A 19,459-nucleotide genomic window follows, 5' to 3' on the forward strand; every position below is an offset into this window, starting at 1 on the left:
TAGCCGGGAGCATGCCCGAGGCCGACACCGGGAGCGACGCGCTCGCGGACAACCCCTACGTCCGCGACCCGGACACCGACTTCGCGCCCGTCGACGCCCTCGACGAGGCCGCCGCCCGCGAACAGGTCGACGACCTGCGGGCGGCCATCCGGTACCACGACCACCGCTACTACGTCGAGAACGACCCCGAAATCGGCGACCGCGCGTACGACCGGCTGTTCAGCCGGCTCCAGACGCTGGAAGCCGAGTTCGGCCTGGCGACCGAGCACAGCCCCACGCAGCGCGTCGGTGCCGAGCCACTGGACGAACTGGAGTCGGTCGAGCACGTCGCGCCGCTGCTCTCGCTGGACTCCAGCGGCGACGCCGACGACGTCCGGGCGTTCGCCGACCGCGTCGCCCGCGAGGCCGGCGAGGTCGAGTTCGTCTGCGAGCCGAAGTTCGACGGGCTCTCCGTCGCGGTGACGTACGTCGACGGCCGCCTCCAGCAGGCCGCCACGCGGGGCGACGGCGAGACCGGCGAGGACGTCACGGAGAACGTCCGCACCATCGACAGCGTCCCGCTCAAACTGCGGGGAGACCCTCCCGACTTCCTCGTCGTCCGCGGCGAAGTGTACATGCCGCGGGACGCGTTCACTGCGCACAACCGCGAGCGCGTCGAACGCGGCGACGACCCGTTCGCGAACCCCCGGAACGCCGCCGCCGGGTCGCTCCGCCAACTCGACCCGAGCGTGACCGCCGAACGACCGCTGGACTGCTTCTTCTACGACATCCTCGCCGCACGGAACGTCGGCGAGGGCACCGAGGACGAGTCCGCCGGCGTTCTCGCAGCGGGAGACGAATCAGACGAGGACGTCGAGGCGTCCCGCGACGGTCTCGACGTCGGCCTGAACTCCCACTGGGCGGAACACGAACAGCTCCCCGAGTGGGGGCTCAAAGTCGACCGGGAGGCCGAGCGCGTCGCGGACATCGACGCCGCCATCGACTACCGGAATCGGCTCGGGGAGCGCCGCGAGGACCTGAACTACGAGATCGACGGCGTCGTCGTGAAAGTCAACGACCGGCGGACGTGTCTCGACCTCGGGACGACGGCCCGCCACTACCGCTGGGCGTACGCGTACAAGTTCCCCGCGCGCGACGAGGTGACCACCATCGAGGACGTGGTCGTGCAGGTCGGCCGGACCGGACGACTGACCCCCGTCGCGCTGCTCGACCCAGTCGACGTCGGCGGGGTGACGGTGTCGCGGGCGAGTCTGCACAACCGCGACGAGATTGCGGCGATGGGGGTCGGCGTCGGCGACGAGGTCAGGGTGCAGCGCGCCGGCGACGTCATCCCGTACGTCGCGGAAGTGACCGAGCAGCGCAGCGAGGGGCACTTCGCGTTCCCCGAGCAGTGCCCGCGCTGCGGGAGCGACGTGGAGTTCGACGGCCCGAACGCGTTCTGCACCGGTGGCCTGACGTGTCCCGCTCAGCTGATTCGGTCGGTCGAGTACTTCACGGACGTACTGGACGTCGAGGGCGTCGGCGAGGAGGCCGCCGAGCAGTTCGTCACGGCGGGCGTCGTCGAGGAGTCGGTCGCAGACCTCTACGACACCCCGGCCGAGGCGTTCGCCGACCTAGAGGGCTGGGGGGAGACGAGCGCACAGAATCTGGTCGACGAACTGGAGTCGGCCCGCCACCCGCCGCTCGGGGAGTTCCTGGCGGCGCTCGGGATTCCGGAGGTCGGGCCGACCGTCGCCGACGACGTGGCCCGCGAGTTCGGCACGCTGGACGCCGTCCTCGACGCCGACGAGACCGACTTCGAGCGCGTCGACGGCGTCGGGAGCGTCGTCGCCGAACACCTCGCGGAGTTCCTCGCGAACGACCGGAACCGAGCAGTCGTCGAGCGCCTCCGCGACGAGTCACGGCTCGGCGAGCCGGAGGCCGTGGACGCCGACGACGGTGGGGACGAACTGGCGGGACTCACGTTCGTGTTCACGGGGAGCGTCGAGGGCTGGACGCGCTCGGAGCTCCAGGCGCTCGTGGAGCGCCACGGTGCCAACGCCACCGGGTCGGTGTCCGGGAACACGGACTACCTCGTCGTCGGAGAGAACCCCGGCCGGTCCAAGCGCGATGCGGCCGACGACAACGACGTCCCGCAGGTCGACCCCGGGGAGTTCGTCGCGCTGCTGGCCGAACGCGGCGTGGACGTCGAGTCGTAGCTCGTCGCTGCGGTTGGAATGTATCGCCGGAGAACAGTCGTCGCCGTCGCTGCGTGGTGTGGAAAGCGGAAGAACCGCTACTGATTCAGAAGTCCGAGATTAGACGCGAACGACGTCAGTCGCGCGCGGACCCTTCGGTGCGTCTTCGATGCTGAACTCGAGTTCCGTCCCCTCCGTGAGGTCCTCGCCGCCGATATCCTCCATGTGGAAGAATACGTCGTCGTCTGCGTCCTCGGTGGAAATGAAACCGTAACCGCCAGTCTGGTTGAAGAAGTCAACCTTACCTTCTGCCATTGCAAACAAATGTAGGACCGACTCGGACATAAGGGTTCCGAGAGTAGCGCTAGCACGGTTTTCTCGCCCGAGCCCGACTAAAATCTACGTCGAGATATATCGGAATCCGTGGCAGTTCGCGGCGATTGGCCAGCCGGTCTGGGCCGGTATTCGCGTCGTGAGCGGTCCGAAGGCCCCGAGCGCCGCGATTCACGCCGCGACCGGAGGGAGCGGCGGCCGACGACTGAACGGAGTCGTTCGAGAGAGCGGAGCTCTCTCGTGATGACGAGAGACGCCGACGGCGTCTCTCGAACCACGCGTCAGCGCGACGTGAAGGAGGAGTGCTTTTAGCGTAGCTTTTGCCGAGCGAGGGCGGCGAGGCCGCCCGAGCACAGCGCAAAAGGTCCTTACGCGAACTTCCGCACCGTGATGTCCAGCGTGTCCAGATCGAGGATGGGGGCGGTGGCGACGTCGGGGTCGATGTTGACCGACTCCTGGAACGAGGTCTGGTGCTGCCAGCAGCCCGAGTTCACGAGGCGGACGTTGTGGTGTGCGCCGACGCCGAGCTTGTGGACGTGGCCGGTGTGGAAGACGTCCGGGACGGTGTCGATGGCGAGGTAGTCTCGCTCCTCGGGCGCGATGCGGTTGCGCCCACCGAACTTCGGAGCGACGTGGCGCTTCTTCAGGAGGAGTTCCATCGCCCTGTGGGGGTTGTCGTAGGACACCTCGTCGCTGGGGTGTTCGGCGATGACCTCGTCGAGGGAGACGCCGTGGTACATGAGGATGTCGACCCCCTCGACGGTGACTGTGGACGGGTTCCCCGTGAACTGGGCGTCGTGGGCGCTCATGATGGAGCGCAGTTCCTCGTCGAAGGCGGGCTGCGGCTCCGCGAGGCGGACGGCGTCGTGGTTCCCCGGAATCATGACAATCTCCATGTCTCCGGGGACGTCCTTGAGGTGTTCAGCGAACGCCTCGTACTGCTCGTAGATGTCGACGACGTCGAGTTCCTCGTCCTGACCGGGGTAGACGCCGACGCCCTCCACCATGTCGCCCGCGACGAGGAGGTACTCGACCGACTCGGCTTCGGGCGTGTGGAGCCAGTCCGCGAACGACTGCCAGGCGTCGGCGGCGAACTCCTGGCTGCCGACGTGGACGTCAGAGATGAGCGCGGCCTGCACGTGGCGGTCGGCCGTGTTCGGGTCGTAGGTCCGGGGGACCTCCGGGAAGTGGAGGTCGTCGACGAAGATGATGCCGCCGTCGTCGGCGAGCGTCCCCTCGACGGCGATGACTTCGTCCAGCAGGAGGTCGTCGACGAGGCTGGCGATGTCGCGGTCTTTCATCACGAGCGCGGGGAACACGCCGTTCGTGTCCTCCAGTTCGACCAGCCAGTGGCCGCTGGCGGTCGACCGAACGTCGTTGACCATGCCGACGACCGCGGCGTCGCTACCGCCCGGCATCGACTCCAGTGCGCTCGTCGGCCGGTGGTTCACGCGGCCCCGGAGCTGTTTCGAGAGCCGGTCGTAGCGGTCCCGGAACACCGACACGAAGTTCTTGTACTCGCCGGTCCCGGTGGACTCGCCCGTGATGTCTCCGTCGACGTCGACGCTCCGCAGGTCGGCGTTCGCGGCGCGGCCGCCCGCACCCCGGCCGCTGTCGGTCGCCTCGCGCTGCGTCGACTCGTCAGCCACCCCAGTGTCGACCCCCCTCGTTTCGTCTGGAGTGGTCGATTCAGTGACTGCTTCTGCCGCCGCAGCTCGTCCAGTCGAAGTAGAGGTCTGGTCGGGGGACGACTGGGTTGCTGACGAGGACGGTGACTCGGACGTGTCGGCTGCCGCCGCCGGGTCGGGCGCGCTGTCGCCGTCGAGGAGGTCCCTGACGTCCTCGACGGAGAGCGTCGCAGCGTCCTCGGGGGCTGCCTCGACGACGCGGTCGACGGCGTCCACGGGGTCGTCGGCACCCGCCAGCAGCGTCACCGCCTCGCGGTCGGCGTTGTAGCCCCGGCTCGTGAGCTCGCGGACGACGCGCACGGGTGGGGCTCGTGGCACACCCAGCCGGAGGCGCGAGTCCAGCAAAAACGTGGCGGTCGCGGCGCTCCCGGGCAGGACCGTGTCGCGAGAGGGGAACGTTGAAACGCGACTGCGCCGAACCCTCGTGCAATGACCGGTGACGACGCCCCCGACCCGAGGGACGGTCCCCGCGCCGCCCTCCGGTGGTTCTACACGACCGACCGGACGGGCGTGCTGTTCGTCCGCGAGGCGGCCTCCAGCGCGCTCGCGGTCGGCATGGTCGGGCTGTTGCTGTTCTCGGTCAGCGGCGTCTGGCCGCCGCTGGTCGCCGTCGAATCGGGCAGTATGCAGCCCAACATGGAGAAAGGTGACCTCGTGTTCGTCATGGAGGAACACCGACTCAGCCCCGACTTCGCGACGGACGACACAGGTGTTGTCACGCTCGCGAGCGCGCGTGCGAGCGGGAACAACTACCGGAAGTTCGGCGGGACCGGAGACGTCGTCGTCTACGAGCCGTTCGGCAACGACAGAACGACGCCCGTCATCCACCGCGCGCGATTCTGGGTGGACGACGGCGAGAACTGGTACGACCGCGCCGACCCCTCCATCGTCGAGGCGGACAACTGCGACGAACTCCGGAACTGCCCGGCACCCCACGCCGGCTTCATCACGAAAGGCGACAACGACGCGACCAACGACTACTACGACCAGGCCCGCGGCATCTCCAGTCCAGTGAAACCCGAGTGGATTCGCGGGACTGCCGAGTACCGCATCCCCTACCTCGGCTGGGTGCGGCTCACCGTCTCCGGTGCGACGGCCAGTGCGGACACCGCGTCACCAGCCGTGACGACGCCAGCCGCGAGCCAGAACACCAGCGCAGCGAACACCAGTGCAGTGTTCTCCGCCGGCTGACCGGTCTGTGGCCTAGTCGGAGTGGCGTGCGAGCGACGAGTGCGTCCGACAGTCAGTCGGCGTACAGCGAGTAGACGATGACGGCGAACCCGATGGCGGTCAGTGCGCTCTCCGTCAGCACCGCGAAGTCGCGTTCGACGTTCAGAAGGACGTCGACGCCGCCCGCGAGCAGCGCCCCGAGCGTGACGAATCCGAACCCGATCGCCAGCGACCGCAGTGCGGGGGAGCTCGTGCGGAGCCACGCCTTCGCCGCGAAGTACGTGACCGCGCCGCCGAGCACCAGGGTGACTGTCTTCAGCGCGACGACGATGTAGTGTGTCATGTTTCCTTGCTCACCTCGGCCCAGAGCGTCTCGAGCCGTTCGTCTTTCGACGCCGGCGGTCGCTGGATGCCGACGTCGAGAGTTCGGTCCTCGTCCAGCTGGATGACGACCTCCTCGAACGCCACCTCGTACTCGGTAGTGTGGTGGCCGTCCTGCTGGAGGACCGCGCGCTCCTCGAGGAGCGCGGCGTCCGTCAGGAGGTCCAGTTTCCGGTAGGTCGTGGACATCGGGACGCCGCTCTTCTCGGATATCTCCTTGGCTGTGAGGGGCTCGTCGAGCGCCTCGATGATGGCTCGACAGCCCTCGTCTTCCAGCGCGTCCAGAACGTCCTGGAGGTCTGGAGCCGCGTCCGATTCGAACGGAGCACGCATCGACGTTTGCGACTACGTGAATCCCGTCGTATAACTCGTTTCATATCCGCTCCGCCTCACCGCCAGACGGCCCGCACGTTCCCAGAGCGTGGGAACGCGAGCCGTCCGGCGAGAATCGGTCTCTCGCTTTAATAGGTGGTCTCGAATATGTTCAAACGAGGTGGGACCAATGTCACACAACACGCGGACGGCGACCGACACGGGGTTCAGCTTTCAGGTGTCCGACACCTGGGGTGCCTACTGGGTGGCGATGGTGCGCGTGCTCGTCGGCTGGTGGTTCTTCCACTCCGGGTTCACGAAGCTCCTCGACAGCGGACTGAACTTCGACGCAGCCGGCTACCTGCAGGGCATGAGCGGCACGACCCTCGGCCCGGTGGCCACGTTCCTCGCTGACTACCCGGACCTCATCGGCGCGATGGTGCCAATATTCGAGACGCTCATCGGGCTCGCGCTCATCGCCGGCCTGCTCACCCGGCTGGCCTCGTTCGGCGGCGTGGTGTTCATGTCGCTGTTCTGGGTCGGCAACGGCAGATTTGGCCACGGCCTCGTGAACAGCGACTTCATGGGACTGCTGCTGTTCGTCACCATGATCGTGTTCGCCGCCGGCCGGTACTACGGCCTCGACGCGTTCGTCGAGAAGCTGAGCGTCGTCCAGAACAACCCCAAGCTGAGATACATCCTCGGCTGACCAGGTGATTCCAATGACTGACACAATCGACAAAGTGGCGATGTACCTGAGCGGCGGCCTGCTGCTGCTCGGCGTCGTCGTCACCGGACTGATCGAGACGCTCGCGGGACAGCCGTATTCGCCAGTGAACAACGAGGGTGAAATCCTCGACGCAGCAGTGTTCGCGCCGAACATCCGGACTGCGCTCGTCGTGGCGGCGCTGCTGGTGCTGCTGCTGTACGCCATCTACAAGCTCGTGACCCCCATCGAGGAGGAGACGGGAGCCACGGCGACGGCGTCGACGAGTGACTGAACACCGGCTCGCTGGCTGCCTGCCAGCGAACGCCGACTTCTCGGCCCACGCAGGCGAGGTCGCTACGCGCGAGTGATGGGTCCCCACATCCGGCTGCGGTGTGTGACTCCGGACGCCGCAGCGACGCGACACTGGAGCGGAGGCTGTGGAGGCGACGGCCGCAGGTGACAACGGTGGAGACTGCGGTCGCGACGGAGGCACGCGGATGCAGTGCGGTCTCGGTGGAGGCAGCAGCGGAGCGGAGGCAGCGAGACGCACAGCCAGCGAACCGAACCTGTCGAGTCGAGTCGACGACCCCGGCGTCGAGCGGACGGGTCGCCTGCTCTTTGCCGGGGTCGTTCGGGGAAAACGAACGGTTCGTCGGGTCTAGTTGTCGAAGCGCGCCTGCACGAACGGCGTGACGTTCTCGATGTCGCTGAGCCGGGAGTCCGCTTCGAGGACGGCCTCCGTCTCTTCGACTGGAACGGACAGCGAGATTTCCTTCGTGCGCCCGTAGCGTCCCTTCGAGACGACGACGGCGTTCACGATGCCGAGCATGTCGAGTTCGCTGATGAGGTCGGTGACCCGGCGCTGCGTGAGGACGTCGGCGTCCAGCTCGTCGCAGAGCGTCTTGTAGATGTTGTAGACTTCGCCCGTGTTCACGTTGTGGACGCCGTTGTCCTCCAGGAGGAGGATGGCGTAGAGGACGAGCTTGGACTGCGTCGGAAGGGTGCGGACGACTTCGACCACGCGGTCGAGTTCGATCTTGTCCTGGGCCCGTCGGACGTGCTCCTCGCTGACGGACTCAGACTGGTCGCGTTCGGCGAGTTCGCCCGCGGTCCGCAGCAGGTCGAGCGCGCGCCGCGCGTCGCCGTGCTCCTGAGCGGCGAACGCCGCGCACAGCGGGAGCACATCCTCGGAGAGCGCGTTCGCCTTGAACGCAACCTCGGAGCGGTGCTGGAGGATGTCCCGGAGCTGGTTCGCGTCGTACGGCGGGAACACGATCTCCTCCTCGCCGAGACTCGACTTCACCCGGGGGTCGAGGAAGTCGGTGAACTTCAGGTCGTTGCTGATGCCGATGATGGACACCCGGGAGTTGTCCAGTTCGGAGTTCATCCGGGAGAGGTTGTACAGCGTGTCGTCGCCGGACTTCTCGACGAGCTTGTCGATCTCGTCCAGCATGATGACCGCGACCCGTTCGACGTAGTCGACGGCGTCGAAGAACGTCGCGTACACGCGGTCGGTCGGCCACCCCGTCATCGGGACCTGCTCCATCTCCGCCTTCTCCTCGTGGAGTGTCTCGATGCGCTCCTCGATATCCGCGACGGAGTCGAAACGCTTCCGGAGCTCTTCGAATTCGCCGTCCGGGTCGGCGCTGTCGTCTGGTTCGTCCGGCTCGGCGAACACGTCGTCCGACCCCCCGGTTTCGAGTGCAGCCGGGTCGGACTCCGCCTCGTCCCGGAGCGCCTCGAGTTCCTCGACTCGCGCGTCGACGAACGCCCGGTTCTGCTCGATGAACGTGTTCGCGAGCTGCGCGAGCACCCGGTACTGGGTGTCGGTCACCTCGCAGTTGATGTACTCTACCTCACACGGAACGTCGTACTTCTGGGAGGTCTTCTCCAGTTCCTGGCTGACGAACTTCGCGCTGGCAGTCTTCCCCGTCCCCGTCTTCCCGTAGATGAGGATGTTCGACGGCGTCTCACCGCGGAGCGCCGCGACCAGGATGGTCGCCATGTTGTTGATCTGGTCTTTCCGGTGCGGGAGCTCGTGGGGAGTGTAGGAGGGACGGAGTACCTCCTTGTTCTCGAAGATGGGCTCGCCGCTCAGGAGGTCGTCGAACAGCCCCTCGTCGCCGTCCTCGTCGTCGAGGACGTCGTCGAGGTCGACCTCGAAGTCCCGGTCTGCCGTGCGTCGTCCGTCTGTCGGCGTTTCGTCTGACATGTCTCGATCCAACCCCTTCGTTTCGTGTGGAAACTGAACGCGGCTGTAGAGCGCACAGAGAGCGGCGCTACACCGATATTAGTCGATTGCAGACCGGCTGGCGCTCCAGTTGATGCAGATGAAACAGTGGAAGCGAGGACGACTAATAAGTTTCGATGGGCGAGACTCTGACCGCACCGGGACAGTCGAGTTCCGGTTCGGACGGCCGTCGGAGCGGTAGGCCTCGGCTCCGATTCGCTTGGGAGCGGGCTAGAGCGACCAGTCGAGAGTCTGCGTTCCCTGCTCCGAGTTGATGATGACGGCCACGACCGGTTCGGTCCGCCGCGGCGACGACACCTCGGGGCCGACGTTTCGAGTCGAGCAGGCTGTCGCCGATTCGGGATCGGCGACGACCACAGTTCCAGTGGAACGGGATCGGGAGTGCCAGCCGGCCGTCCAAGACTGGATTTGGCTCGGTGGAGAGAGGTTCCAGTGGAAACGGTGGGGTGGGAATGTCGGACGGGGGGCAGCCCCCCACCCCTTCGTTTCGGGTGGAACAGCGAGAAAGGGTGGGTGGGGGGTACCGGAATCGATTCTCTAGATGGGAAAGCACTAAGTCACTACTGCTAAAACAGTATCCGCAAACCAGTAGCTGACTGGAACTGTGGATGTGGAGTGGTCTAGTTCTAGTGGAGTCTGACCGCTCAGTCCCGTCTCGTTCGCGACCCCTCCCGGTCCATCCTCGTCCTCCACTCGAAACGAAGGGGTGGGGGCTCAACTTCTCGTGTCCCTCTCAACTCCCACTCACGCTCGCCTAGCCAAGCACTCACACGCTAGGCGCGCTCCCGGCGGACTAGCACACCTCCCTAACTCTCTTAGCATTAATTTCTTCGCGCACGCCCGCGACCCTCCGTTTCCCCTCCACCCGCTCGACACACCGGCCGGTGGTCTCGCTGGACGGCCGACACTCACGACCTCGCCGCCCGGTTCCACTCGAAACCCTCCCCGTCGGCCGCGCGCTGGCTCCCGCGTTCGATTTCGACCCGGATCACCGGTCGAGGCACACGCGATCACGCCGCTCTCTCCAATTCCCGTATCTCCCGTCTGCCGTAGGTTTAAGTTGTCTCGCCGGTAGTCTCGACGTACTACGACCACCCCTGCGTCAAACATACAAAGGTCGGGGTGCGAATGGTGTTCAAAGATGGGACTGTTCGCAGAGCTCAGAGACAGTGTATCCCGAGTCACGGCGAGCCTCTTCGCCGACGACTCGGAGCCGAAACGCATCGGGATTTACGGTCCGCCTAACGCGGGGAAGACGACACTCGCGAACCGCATCGCGCGGGACTGGACCGGTGACGCCGTCGGCCCCGAGAGCCACATCCCCCACGAAACGCGGCGCGCCCGCCGCAAGGAGGACGTGGAAATCGAACGCAACGGGAAGACCGTCAACATCGACATCGTCGACACGCCGGGCGTGACGACGAAAGTCGACTACTCGGAGTTCCTCGACCACGACATGGAGAAAGACGAGGCCGTGCGCCGCTCCCGCGAGGCCACCGAGGGCGTCGCGGAGGCGATGCACTGGCTGCGCGAGGACGTCGACGGCGTCATCTACGTCCTCGACGCCACGGAGGACCCGTTCACGCAAGTGAACACGATGCTCATCGGTATCATCGAGAGCCGAGAGCTGCCCGTCCTCATCCTCGCGAACAAGACGGACCTCGATGACGCCAACATCCAGCGCGTGTCGAACGCGTTCCCCCAGCACGAGACCATCCCGCTGTCCGCCCTGGAGGGCGAGAACATGGACGAGGTCTACGAGAAGATCGCGAAGTACTTCGGGTGACCAGAATGCCAGAGACCACTAGTGACGACGGGCCCGCCGAGGGCGTCCAGATCGACCTCATCAGCGGCGAGCGGATGGCCGGCAAGACGTCCATGGAGAAGATCCGGCTCATTCTCGACGGCGTCCGGGACGGCAACATCGTCGTGTTGGAGTCCGGGCTGACGCCGGACGAGGAGTCGAAGCTCATCGAGGTGACGATGAGCGAGATCAATCCGGACGGCTTCTCGGGCATCGAGATCGAGAGCTTCCCGCAGTCGGAGGCCTCTGACACGAGCCTACTCGGACGCCTGATGGGCAAACAGGAGACCTCGAAGCTCACCGTCATCGGGCCGGCCAACCAGATTCAGTCCCTGCACAAGGACGAGACGCTCATCAGCGCGCTCATCTCCCGCAAGTAAATGCCACACCAGTGCACGAACTGCGGGCACGTCTTCGAGGACGGCTCCAAGGAGATGCTGTCGGGCTGCCCGGACTGCGGCGGGAACAAGTTCCAGTACCACCCGGGCGAGGTCCCCGAGGAGTCGTCTGAGCGAGCGGACGACGCGGAGCCGCCCGAACCGGAGGGCGGCTCCGTTTCAGGTGCGGTCGGTCGCGCCGCGAACCGCGTGCGCGACGCCGTCTCCAGCGGCCCAAGTGGCGACGACGATGCGGCCGACGCGTCTGTCATCGAGTCCGCCGACGGAGACGTGACCACTCAGTCTGCCGACGCCCCGCCGGAGCCCGCTGCCGAGCCTGTCGAGGACGCCGTGACCGACGATGTGGCGACCGACGCCGTGACCGACGCGACCGACGCACCCGAAACGGGGGACGGACAGACAGCGGACGCCGCGGTCGACCCGAATCCGGCCGTCGACGCGGACGCCGAGCCCGGCGTGAAGGCGTCGACGGCAGACTCCGAGGACAGCGCGCAGGCCGAGGCACGCAGCGGGGTCGTCGACATGGCGGACCTCCCGGACCGCGCCGAGGACGGCCGCGTCGTGAAAGAGCCCGACGACTCCGAGGACCGGCCGGACCTCGAAGACCTCCGGCAGGAGCTCAACGACCAGTTCGAGTCCATCCGCATCGTCGCGCCCGGCCAGTACGAACTCAACCTCATGGAGTTGTACGACCGTCAGGAGTACATCATCGCGCTCCAGGAGGACGGCCAGTACGTCATCGAGGTGCCGGACGCCTGGGAGGCACCCGACCCGACGGACGCCGAGTAACACAGCCGCGGTCCGCGAGCGACCGAGCACGCGCGAACAGTCCCACTTTGCATCCGCTCGGTCGACGCGGCCGACACCACGCGTCGGCCTAGTCTCCGTGCTCGCTTGCCGGCTGCCGAAGGTGTTTTCCGCTGTGGCACGCCCACACGGATAGATGCCCTCCTCCCGCGATCGCGTGCAGGCCGCGCTGGCCCTCTTCCGCAACCGCGTGCAGGCGCTGCTGGCGCTGTTCCCCGCGCTGCTGGCGCGTCTGGGCCTCGTCGACCGCTCCAAGGGCGAGGAGGCGTTCGACCTCGCCGTCCCGGCGATGGTCACCGGCGGTCTGCGGACGCTGCTCCGGACTGCGGACTTCCTGATGGTGAGCATCGCCGCCGGGTCGACTGCGGTCGCCGCCCTCGAGTTCGGGTTCCAGTACTACTTCATCCCGTTCGGGCTGGCGCTCGCGCTCACCTCCGGGACCATCAGCGTCGTCTCCCGGTTCAAGGGCGCTGGGGACCACGCCGACGCGAACTTCGCCATCAAGCAGTCGCTGTGGCTCTCTCTGCTCGTCTCGGTGCCCATCACGGTCGGCACCTGGGAGTACGCGGACGTGCTCGTCGGGCTGCTCGCGAGCGACGCCGAGACCACCCGGCTGGGCGCTGACTACCTCCGCGTCGTGATGCTGTCGGTCGTGTTCCGGTTCTGGAGCATGACCGCCGCGCGGGCGCTCGCGGGGGCCGGCGACACCCGCACGCCGATGTACGTTCGGCTGGTCACGCTCCCGACGAACATCGCCCTCAACGCGGTACTCATCTTCGGGCTGTGGGTGTTCCCTGAACTCGGCGTCGTCGGCGCGGCGTGGGGGACGGCCATCGCGAACACGGTCGCGGGCGTCGTCTTCTTCGCCATCCTCGTCTCCGGCCGGTGGGACGTCACCCTCGAACTCGGCGGGAAGCAGTGGGACTGGGGGGTCGCGTCCGAAATCGTCCGGGTCGCGCTCCCGCTGGCCGGCACGCGGCTCTCGCGGACGTTCGGCCGGTTTCCGTTCCTGTTCGTGCTGGGGCTGTTCGGGCCCGCCGTGGTCGCCGCGTACGCCATCGGCCGGCGCGTGATGCTGCTCGCGCTGATGCCGGCCTGGGGGTACTCGACCGCGTCGTCGACGCTCGTCGGCCAGCGGCTCGGTGCCGACGACCCCGACGAGGCCGCCGAGTACGGCTGGCAGACGCTGCGCATCGCGCTCGTCACGCAGCTCCTCATCGGGGCCGCGCTGTTCGTCGCGGCGACCCCGGTCGCGCGGGCGTTCGACGCCGGCAACCTCGACCTCACCGTGACGTTCATTCGCGTGTTCGGGCTGAGCGTCGCCGGCTTCTCGGTCGCGCGCACCCTCCGCGGCGGGCTCCGGGGCGCGGGGGACACCCGCTGGCCGCTGTACGGCGGCCTCCTCGGGACGTACGTGGTGCGGCTGCCGCTGGCGTTCCTCGCGCTGCCGGTCGGGCAGGTCATCGCTGCCGGCCCGTGGGCCGTCGACCTCACGCTCCAGTCGTTCTCCCTCGGTCCGGTGACCGTCCCGACCGTCGCGCTGGGCGTGTTCACGATTCCGGGCGTGTCGTTCGCGCCCGGCATGGGCTGGGGGCTGGCAGCCATCTTCGTGGCCATCCTCGGCGATATGTACACGCGCGCCGCCGTCAACCTCGTGCGCTTCCGGTCGGGCGCGTGGCGGGCGTACGGCCGACCGACGACCGCCGACTGAGCCGCGGTGCGTCGCGACCGCCGAACCGTCTCGCTCGCGGCGAACGCCACGGATTTAAGGGACGCGAGGCGAATCCTCGCACATGAGCACGTCCACGAAACTCGTCGCCGCGACGGTCGCCATCGCCGCCGTACTGTCGGTCGCCGTGATCGTTCAGGTCGGGTGATGTTCTCCGAGCGCGCGCTCGACGGCGAGCTCGCGGCGGTCCGGGACGCGTACGCGCCCGGCGCGGTCGTCCTCGACTGCGAGCGCGACTTCGAGACGCTGTCCCCGGAGCACCGCGAAGACCTCCTGTTGCTCGTCGACGACCTGACGCCCCACGAGTACGACGACGCCTGGCTGCCCGAGGACAGCCCGGAGCTGCTCCGGCAGCTCGCCAGCACCGACTTCGTCGTCGGGATGCCGGGCGACGGCGCAGTCGCGTGGACCACGCAGACCGACCCGCCGCTCGTGTTCGTGAAAGCCCGTATCGAGGGGACGCCGGCGGACTTCGCGGACTTCCTCGTCGCCGAGGCGCTCGTCGAGGCGGGTCTCGGGCTCCCCGAGCAGTTCCTCGGGTTCTTCGAGGCCGAGTACCCCGAGTTCGCGGCGGCCGTCGACGGCGGCCCCGCGGCCGCCTACCAGCTCGGTGCCGCCGTCGCGACGGCGTTCCGCGGACTCCACACGCGAGCCGAGTTCGAGACGTGGGATGCCGACTTCCCGCGGCTCTACGACGCCTGGATAGACGCAGGTGAACGCGTCGAACCCCGGCTGGACGGGCTGGCGGGCGAACTCGCGCACGGCGAGACGTCGTTCTCCGACGCCGCCGAACTCGCCTGTAGCGCCGTCAAGCACGAGGGAGATGTCCCAGCGCCGTTCGCCGCGCTGGACTCGCCGGCGTTCCGCCGCCACGGCGCGACGTACGCCGTCACGTGGGCGCAGAAAGTGTTCGACGCGGAGTAAGCAGAGCAGTAGAGACCTGCTTCTCAGTCGTCGGTGACGGCGACGCCGCCGTCCTCGCCGAGTTCGATGACGATGTCGCTGGCGTCCCGGTACCCAGCGAGTGCGTCCTCGTCGTGGACCTCCTCCGAGACGTGGACGAGCGCGACGGCGTCGTGGCGGTCGAGCAGTCCCTTGAGTCGCTGGAGGGCGTCCAGCGCCTGGTCCTCGTCGGCGTAGTACGCGAGTTCGGTCAGCGAGTCGAAGCTGACGCGGCGCTTCCCGGGGTTGTCGGTGAGGAACTGGTCGACGGCAGAGAGGATGCCGTCGACGTCCTCGGGTCGTGAGACGTAGTGGATGTGGCTGGCACCCCGTCGGGAGTAGCCGCGTTCGACGGAGAGCGTGTCCAGAATCTCGGCGCGCTCCTCGTCGACGTCGTAGTACTCCAGTTTCTGCGTGACCTCGCGGGCGGTGGTGCGCGTGGAGACGACCAGGAAGTGGTCGGTGTCCGTCTTCAGGAAGTCGGTGTCCATGCGGTCGGTCTCCCCCGTGGAGGGGTGTACGAGGAGGACGACGGTGCCACCCGGCACGGAGTCGGGCGCACTCTCGATGGCGAGGTCGTAGTCCATACCCGGGCGAAGCGCACCCGTCGTCTTAACCCTGCGGGTGACCGCGTGAACGCCCGGTGTTCCGGGGTATTTCACGTCCGGCGGTCAGAGCAGGCTGTCGGCGGTCGCCGCGCCGACGACGCTGAAGATGGCACCGACCGAGGCCGCCTTCGCAGTCAGGGGTGCGACCACCGCCATCTCCGTCCCGAGGTCGAGCTGGGTGGCGAACGTCACGGGCGCGGTGAGCGCCAGCGAGAGCACGAACACCGACCCGAACGAGACGCCCATCAGGGAGATGAACCGCACCGGGACCCCCGCGACCTCGGCCTCCCGGTCCGGGTCCCGGTCGTCGTCGGCCTTGTACAGCGCGCCGTACCCGATGATTGCGACCATCAGCACTGTCGCGGCGGCGTGGTACCACTGCATCCGGCTGGCGAGCAGCCACACCTCTTCCGTGACGACGAACGGCCCCGCGAGCACGAACCCGCCGACGACCTGCTGGGCGGTGTCGGCGTACGCGTACCGCTTCCCGCCTCTGGCCATGCTCGTGGTGTCTGTGGCGGCTCGGTTAAGTCCTGCCGGCTTCCGCTGCCCGGCCTGAGCGCCGCCGCTGCCGCGGGACTCCGGTGGCGTTTTGCCGGCTGCGGTCGACGGGTCGGCCATGAGCGTCCGCGAGGAGTTCGACGAGTGGGCGGCGTCGGGCCGCGACAAGGGGATGGAGGACCGCCACTGGCACACCGCGAAACACGTGCTCGCGCGGATGCCCGTCGAGGACGACGACTTCGTCCTCGACCTCGGGACGGGCAGCGGGTACGCGCTGCGCGCGCTCCGAGAGCGCGGCGTCGCCCGCGGCTACGGGCTCGACGGCGCGCCCGAGATGGCACGGAACGCCCGGAGCTACACCGAGGACGACGACGTGGGGTACGTCGTCGGGGACTTCGGGAGTCTCCCGTTCGCGGACGACTCGGTCGACCACGTCTTCTCGATGGAGGCGTTCTACTACGCCAGTGACCCGCATCACACGCTCGAAGAGGTCCGCCGCGTCCTGAAGCCGGGCGGGACGTTCTACTGCGCGGTGAACTACTACGAGGAGAACGTCCACAGCCACGGCTGGCAGGACAACATCAGCGTCGAGATGACGCGCTGGGGCCGCAGCGAGTACCGGGCGGCGTTCCGTGACGCGGGCCTGCACGTCGCCGAGCAGGACAACATCCCGGACCGAGAGACGGAGATTCCGGCCGCGAGCGAGTTCCCCCACGAGGGCTTCGAGACGCGGGAGGACATGGTCGAGCGCTACCGGACCTACGGCACGCTGCTGACGGTCGGCGTCGCGCCCTGAACGGACGCTACTCCGGCAGCACGTCGGCGTCGCTCGGCTCGAACGACACTGTCGCGGGTCCGGGGTCGGGCGCGTCGGTGGTCTTGACCAGCAACTGGGTGCCGTGCCAGTCGCAGTACACCTTGTAGGCGTCCCCGAGGAACTCCGCGCGTCCGACGGTGACGTCGAGTTCGTTTCCACCCGAACCGAAGGACAGCGACTCCGGGCGCAGACCGATGGCGACGGTACCGGTGGCCGAATCTGCCACCTCGAACGACGCCGGACCGACCGATACGGAAGACCCCTTCGTTTCGAGTGGAGACGCGGTCCCGTCGAGGACGTTGTTGTCGCCGACGAACTCCGCGACGAACCGCGACGCCGGCTCTCGGTAGACTTCCTCGGGCGTCCCGACCTGCTCGACGCGGCCGGAATTCATCACGGCGACGCGGTCCGAGATGGAGAGCGCCTCCTCCTGGTCGTGCGTGACGTAGACGGTCGTGATGTCGAGTTCGCGCTGAATCTCCTTGACCGTCCCGCGCAGGCGCTCGCGGAGCCGCGCGTCCAGCGCGCTCATCGGCTCGTCCAGCAACAGCACGCTCGGGCCCGGCGCGAGCGCGCGAGCCAGCGCGACGCGCTGCTGCTGGCCGCCGGAGAGCGCCGTCGGGTCCCGGTCCGCCATCCCCGGGAGGTCGACCAGCTCCAGGAGTTCGGTCACGCGCTCCTCGGTCGAGACGCCGCCGGGCGGGTCCCGGAAGCGCAGCCCGTAGGCGACGTTCTCGCCGACGGTCATGTGCGGGAACAGCGCGTAGCTCTGGAACACGATGCCCACGTCGCGGTCCTCGGGCGGAACGCCCGCCACCGACTCGCCGCCGAAGCGGACGTCGCCCGCGTCGGGCTCCTCGAACCCCGCGACGAGGCGGAGCGTCGTCGTCTTCCCGCAGCCCGACGGTCCGACGAGCGTGAAGAACTCGCCGTCCGCGACGGTCACGGACACGTCGTCGACGGCTCTCGTCGGGCCGAACTCGCGGACGAGTCCGTCCAGGTCGACGCTGGTCATGGTTTGTACCGCCCCCCGACGCGGTCGATGACCACGAAGCTGGCGGCTGTCACCGCCAGCAGCACCGTCCCCATCGCGGCCGCCGGGCCCGTGCTCGGACCGGCGGCGCGGTCGACGAGGAATCGTTTGAGCGCGACCGGCATCGTGTAGACGTTCCCGTCGGCGAGGATGACCGTCGAATCGAACTCGCCGATGCTGATGGCGAACGCGAACGCCGCGCCCGCCAGCACGCCCGGCCACACGAGCGGGAGTTCGATGTCCCAGAGCGCGCGACCGCGACTCGCGCCGAGCGCGCGAGCGGACTCCACGAGCCGGCTGTCGACCGCCGACAGCATCGGCGCGACGTTCCGCACGACGAACGGGTAGCCGGCGACGGCGTGCGCGAACACGACCACGAGCGGGCCGACCAGACTCACCCGGTAGCTCCCGACGTCCACGCCGAACACGAGCGAGCGCAGCAGCCCGAACCCGACGACGATACCCGAGACAGCGATTGGTGCCATCAGCACGGCGTCGACGACCTTCCGGCCGCGCCCGCTTCTCGCGGAGAACGCCCCCACGACCACCCCCATCGGGAGCGCGACGACGAGCGCGGCGATGCCGAACTGGATGGAGTAGCGGACGGCCGTCGCGGGCTGCGTGCGGCCGCTGGCCTGCCGTTCGGCGAGGAACCGCCACCACCGCAGCGTCGGGTCTTCGAGGCCGCCGACGCTCGCCAGCACCATCGACGCCAGCGGCGCGACGAAGACGACGGCGACCAGCAGGCCGTAGACGACGATGCCCGACCGGACGAGCCACTCCCGGAGCCCGGTCGGGTCGAACAGGCGGTGCCGGTCGAGCGGATTGGCGGTGCCTTCGGCCGACTGGCTGCCCTCGTACCGGAGGTAGGCGTACGTGAGCGCCAGTGAGATGATGGTTTCCAGAGTCGCGAGCCCGGCGGCGGTGGCGTAGTCGAGCTGGTTGATGCGGGCGAACAGCCACACCTCGACGGTGGCGAGCTGGAGGCCGCCCAGCGCGAGCACGATTGGGAACGACATGAACGTGAACACGAACGTGAGCATCGCGCTCGCCGCCAGCGCGGGCAGCAACTGGGGCGCGACGACGTCCCGGAACGCCCGCAGCGGACTCGCACCCAGTGACCGAGCGGTCTCGACGGCGCTGGCGTCGACGTTCTCCCAGGCGGTCGTCACCATGCGCGTGACGAGCGGGGCGTTGTAGAAGGCGTGCGCGAGCACGACGACCTCCAGCGTGTAGAGGAACTGCACGCGTCCGAGACCCAGACTCGCCAGCAGGTCGTTGACGGTGCCGAACTGACCGAACGTCGCGACGAACCCGACGACCACCATGATGGAGGGCAACACGAACGGGAGGATGGTCAGCGACTGGAGCGTGCGCCGGCCGGGGAACTCGAAGCGGGCGAGCACGTACGCGCCCGGCAGCCCGAGCGCGACGCTCACCAGCGTCGACAGCGCGGCCTGATAGGCCGTGAACCCGAACAGTCCCTTCCGGAACCCCGGGTGGACGACGTAGAGGTCGGGCAGCAGCCCTGTCCAGCCCGCCGCGATTCGCACGTCGGCGAGCCACGCTGCGACGTCCCCCGGTACACGCAGGGGGTGCGCGAAGACGCCGTGGGCGGCCCCCATGTAGAACTCCGAGGTGAGAATCCCCCAGACGGGGTTCTCTGGGCCCAGAGCTTCCACGAACACGGTGCCGACGGGGTAGTAGAACACCGCCAGCAGGACGGCGAGCGTGCCAGCGCCCGCCAGCGGGAGCGCGAACCGGTCGACGGCGTCCGTGAGGCGGTCGGTCACGGCAGC

At 68.0% G+C, this 19,459-nt stretch carries 19 protein-coding genes; 10 read left to right on the top strand and 9 right to left on the bottom strand.

Annotation, left to right across the window (positions count from 1 at the left end; translation table 11 throughout):
- Window positions 1-11 precede the first annotated feature (11 nt).
- Window positions 12-2,198, top strand: coding sequence for an NAD-dependent DNA ligase LigA (gene ligA / locus BMW35_RS08860; protein WP_089668987.1), 2,187 nt, complete (start codon window positions 12-14; stop codon window positions 2,196-2,198).
- A 99-nt stretch (window positions 2,199-2,297) separates the two neighbouring features.
- Here ligA and BMW35_RS08865 read toward each other — a convergent pair whose 3' ends face one another.
- Together BMW35_RS08865 and BMW35_RS08870 are read right to left on the bottom strand one after the other, a co-directional pair.
- Window positions 2,298-2,492: a cold-shock protein gene (locus tag BMW35_RS08865; RefSeq protein WP_089668988.1), complete on the bottom strand. Its 195-nt coding sequence runs from the start codon at window positions 2,490-2,492 to the stop codon at window positions 2,298-2,300.
- A gap of 386 nt (window positions 2,493-2,878) precedes the next feature.
- A complete protein-coding gene (locus BMW35_RS08870; RefSeq protein WP_089668989.1) occupies window positions 2,879-4,516 on the bottom strand; it encodes a DNA-directed DNA polymerase II small subunit in 1,638 nt (545 codons plus the stop codon).
- 111 nt (window positions 4,517-4,627) lie between these two features.
- Between BMW35_RS08870 and BMW35_RS08875 the strand changes: the two genes are divergently transcribed.
- Window positions 4,628-5,389, top strand: a complete 762-nt coding sequence (locus BMW35_RS08875) for a S24/S26 family peptidase (protein WP_089668990.1) — start codon at window positions 4,628-4,630, stop codon at window positions 5,387-5,389.
- Window positions 5,390-5,441: 52 nt separating this feature from the next.
- Here the strand turns inward: BMW35_RS08875 and BMW35_RS08880 are convergent, their stop codons facing one another.
- Both BMW35_RS08880 and BMW35_RS08885 read right to left on the bottom strand, forming a co-directional pair.
- Window positions 5,442-5,711 carry a DUF7521 family protein gene (locus BMW35_RS08880; protein ID WP_089668991.1) on the bottom strand — a complete coding sequence of 90 codons (270 nt, stop codon included), beginning with the start codon at window positions 5,709-5,711 and terminating at the stop codon, window positions 5,442-5,444.
- Window positions 5,708-6,082: a helix-turn-helix domain-containing protein gene (locus BMW35_RS08885; RefSeq protein WP_089668992.1), complete on the bottom strand. Its 375-nt coding sequence runs from the start codon at window positions 6,080-6,082 to the stop codon at window positions 5,708-5,710. The genes BMW35_RS08880 and BMW35_RS08885 overlap by 4 nt, the downstream gene beginning before the upstream one ends.
- A gap of 169 nt (window positions 6,083-6,251) precedes the next feature.
- Here BMW35_RS08885 and BMW35_RS08890 point away from each other — a divergent pair, with 169 nt between their 5' ends.
- Complete coding sequence (locus tag BMW35_RS08890; protein ID WP_089668993.1) at window positions 6,252-6,770, top strand: DoxX family membrane protein; 519 nt, start codon at window positions 6,252-6,254, stop codon at window positions 6,768-6,770.
- A 13-nt stretch (window positions 6,771-6,783) separates the two neighbouring features.
- Window positions 6,784-7,062: a hypothetical protein gene (locus BMW35_RS08895; protein WP_089668994.1), complete on the top strand. Its 279-nt coding sequence runs from the start codon at window positions 6,784-6,786 to the stop codon at window positions 7,060-7,062.
- Window positions 7,063-7,428: 366 nt separating this feature from the next.
- Here BMW35_RS08895 and BMW35_RS08900 read toward each other — a convergent pair whose 3' ends face one another.
- A complete protein-coding gene (locus BMW35_RS08900) occupies window positions 7,429-8,982 on the bottom strand; it encodes an AAA family ATPase (RefSeq protein ID WP_089668995.1) in 1,554 nt (517 codons plus the stop codon).
- A 1,180-nt stretch (window positions 8,983-10,162) separates the two neighbouring features.
- Here BMW35_RS08900 and BMW35_RS08905 point away from each other — a divergent pair.
- The 5 genes from BMW35_RS08905 to BMW35_RS08925 all read left to right on the top strand — a co-directional run bounded on the left by BMW35_RS08905 (window position 10,163) and on the right by BMW35_RS08925 (window position 14,683).
- A complete protein-coding gene (locus BMW35_RS08905) occupies window positions 10,163-10,807 on the top strand; it encodes an Era-like GTP-binding protein (RefSeq protein ID WP_089668996.1) in 645 nt (214 codons plus the stop codon).
- Between the two features lie 5 nt (window positions 10,808-10,812).
- Window positions 10,813-11,205, top strand: coding sequence for a DUF2073 domain-containing protein (locus tag BMW35_RS08910; protein ID WP_089670392.1), 393 nt, complete (start codon window positions 10,813-10,815; stop codon window positions 11,203-11,205).
- The gene (locus tag BMW35_RS08915) at window positions 11,206-12,012 is read left to right on the top strand and encodes an OapC/ArvC family zinc-ribbon domain-containing protein (RefSeq protein WP_089668997.1); all 807 of its coding nucleotides are present in this window, start codon (window positions 11,206-11,208) and stop codon (window positions 12,010-12,012) included.
- A 154-nt stretch (window positions 12,013-12,166) separates the two neighbouring features.
- Window positions 12,167-13,741 carry an MATE family efflux transporter gene (locus tag BMW35_RS08920; protein WP_089668998.1) on the top strand — a complete coding sequence of 525 codons (1,575 nt, stop codon included), beginning with the start codon at window positions 12,167-12,169 and terminating at the stop codon, window positions 13,739-13,741.
- A 165-nt stretch (window positions 13,742-13,906) separates the two neighbouring features.
- Window positions 13,907-14,683: a DUF7089 family protein gene (locus BMW35_RS08925; protein WP_089668999.1), complete on the top strand. Its 777-nt coding sequence runs from the start codon at window positions 13,907-13,909 to the stop codon at window positions 14,681-14,683.
- Between the two features lie 23 nt (window positions 14,684-14,706).
- On the opposite strand, the gene BMW35_RS08930 is transcribed toward BMW35_RS08925, so the two are convergent.
- Both BMW35_RS08930 and BMW35_RS08935 read right to left on the bottom strand, forming a co-directional pair.
- Window positions 14,707-15,288, bottom strand: coding sequence for a DUF7090 family protein (locus BMW35_RS08930; RefSeq protein ID WP_089669000.1), 582 nt, complete (start codon window positions 15,286-15,288; stop codon window positions 14,707-14,709).
- A gap of 84 nt (window positions 15,289-15,372) precedes the next feature.
- Window positions 15,373-15,810 carry a DUF2391 family protein gene (locus tag BMW35_RS08935; protein ID WP_089669001.1) on the bottom strand — a complete coding sequence of 146 codons (438 nt, stop codon included), beginning with the start codon at window positions 15,808-15,810 and terminating at the stop codon, window positions 15,373-15,375.
- A 118-nt stretch (window positions 15,811-15,928) separates the two neighbouring features.
- Between BMW35_RS08935 and BMW35_RS08940 the strand changes: the two genes are divergently transcribed.
- A complete protein-coding gene (locus BMW35_RS08940) occupies window positions 15,929-16,606 on the top strand; it encodes a class I SAM-dependent methyltransferase (RefSeq protein WP_089669002.1) in 678 nt (225 codons plus the stop codon).
- A 7-nt stretch (window positions 16,607-16,613) separates the two neighbouring features.
- On the opposite strand, the gene BMW35_RS08945 is transcribed toward BMW35_RS08940, so the two are convergent.
- Together BMW35_RS08945 and BMW35_RS08950 are read right to left on the bottom strand one after the other, a co-directional pair.
- Window positions 16,614-17,642 (bottom strand): ABC transporter ATP-binding protein, encoded by a 1,029-nt coding sequence (locus BMW35_RS08945; protein ID WP_089669003.1) that lies wholly within the window; start codon window positions 17,640-17,642, stop codon window positions 16,614-16,616.
- Window positions 17,639-19,453 (bottom strand): ABC transporter permease, encoded by a 1,815-nt coding sequence (locus tag BMW35_RS08950; RefSeq protein ID WP_089670393.1) that lies wholly within the window; start codon window positions 19,451-19,453, stop codon window positions 17,639-17,641. Before BMW35_RS08950 ends, BMW35_RS08945 begins: the two co-directional genes overlap by 4 nt.
- Window positions 19,454-19,459 lie beyond the last annotated feature (6 nt).

This window comes from Halobacterium jilantaiense, assembly GCF_900110535.1.
Classification (GTDB): Archaea; Halobacteriota; Halobacteria; order Halobacteriales; family Halobacteriaceae; genus Halobacterium; species Halobacterium jilantaiense.

What these genes read in the sequence shown, in the direction of transcription:
- ligA (WP_089668987.1), top strand. Translation starts at nt 12, where the DNA reads ATGCCCGAGGCCGACACCGGGAGCGACGCGCTCGCGGACAACCCCTAC.
- BMW35_RS08865 (WP_089668988.1), bottom strand. Translation starts at nt 2,492, where the DNA reads ATGGCAGAAGGTAAGGTTGACTTCTTCAACCAGACTGGCGGTTACGGT.
- BMW35_RS08875 (WP_089668990.1), top strand. Translation starts at nt 4,628, where the DNA reads ATGACCGGTGACGACGCCCCCGACCCGAGGGACGGTCCCCGCGCCGCC.
- BMW35_RS08880 (WP_089668991.1), bottom strand. Translation starts at nt 5,711, where the DNA reads ATGACACACTACATCGTCGTCGCGCTGAAGACAGTCACCCTGGTGCTC.
- BMW35_RS08885 (WP_089668992.1), bottom strand. Translation starts at nt 6,082, where the DNA reads ATGCGTGCTCCGTTCGAATCGGACGCGGCTCCAGACCTCCAGGACGTT.
- BMW35_RS08890 (WP_089668993.1), top strand. Translation starts at nt 6,252, where the DNA reads ATGTCACACAACACGCGGACGGCGACCGACACGGGGTTCAGCTTTCAG.
- BMW35_RS08895 (WP_089668994.1), top strand. Translation starts at nt 6,784, where the DNA reads ATGACTGACACAATCGACAAAGTGGCGATGTACCTGAGCGGCGGCCTG.
- BMW35_RS08900 (WP_089668995.1), bottom strand. Translation starts at nt 8,982, where the DNA reads ATGTCAGACGAAACGCCGACAGACGGACGACGCACGGCAGACCGGGAC.
- BMW35_RS08905 (WP_089668996.1), top strand. Translation starts at nt 10,163, where the DNA reads ATGGGACTGTTCGCAGAGCTCAGAGACAGTGTATCCCGAGTCACGGCG.
- BMW35_RS08910 (WP_089670392.1), top strand. Translation starts at nt 10,813, where the DNA reads ATGCCAGAGACCACTAGTGACGACGGGCCCGCCGAGGGCGTCCAGATC.
- BMW35_RS08915 (WP_089668997.1), top strand. Translation starts at nt 11,206, where the DNA reads ATGCCACACCAGTGCACGAACTGCGGGCACGTCTTCGAGGACGGCTCC.
- BMW35_RS08920 (WP_089668998.1), top strand. Translation starts at nt 12,167, where the DNA reads ATGCCCTCCTCCCGCGATCGCGTGCAGGCCGCGCTGGCCCTCTTCCGC.
- BMW35_RS08925 (WP_089668999.1), top strand. Translation starts at nt 13,907, where the DNA reads ATGTTCTCCGAGCGCGCGCTCGACGGCGAGCTCGCGGCGGTCCGGGAC.
- BMW35_RS08930 (WP_089669000.1), bottom strand. Translation starts at nt 15,288, where the DNA reads ATGGACTACGACCTCGCCATCGAGAGTGCGCCCGACTCCGTGCCGGGT.
- BMW35_RS08935 (WP_089669001.1), bottom strand. Translation starts at nt 15,810, where the DNA reads ATGGCCAGAGGCGGGAAGCGGTACGCGTACGCCGACACCGCCCAGCAG.
- BMW35_RS08940 (WP_089669002.1), top strand. Translation starts at nt 15,929, where the DNA reads ATGAGCGTCCGCGAGGAGTTCGACGAGTGGGCGGCGTCGGGCCGCGAC.
- BMW35_RS08945 (WP_089669003.1), bottom strand. Translation starts at nt 17,642, where the DNA reads ATGACCAGCGTCGACCTGGACGGACTCGTCCGCGAGTTCGGCCCGACG.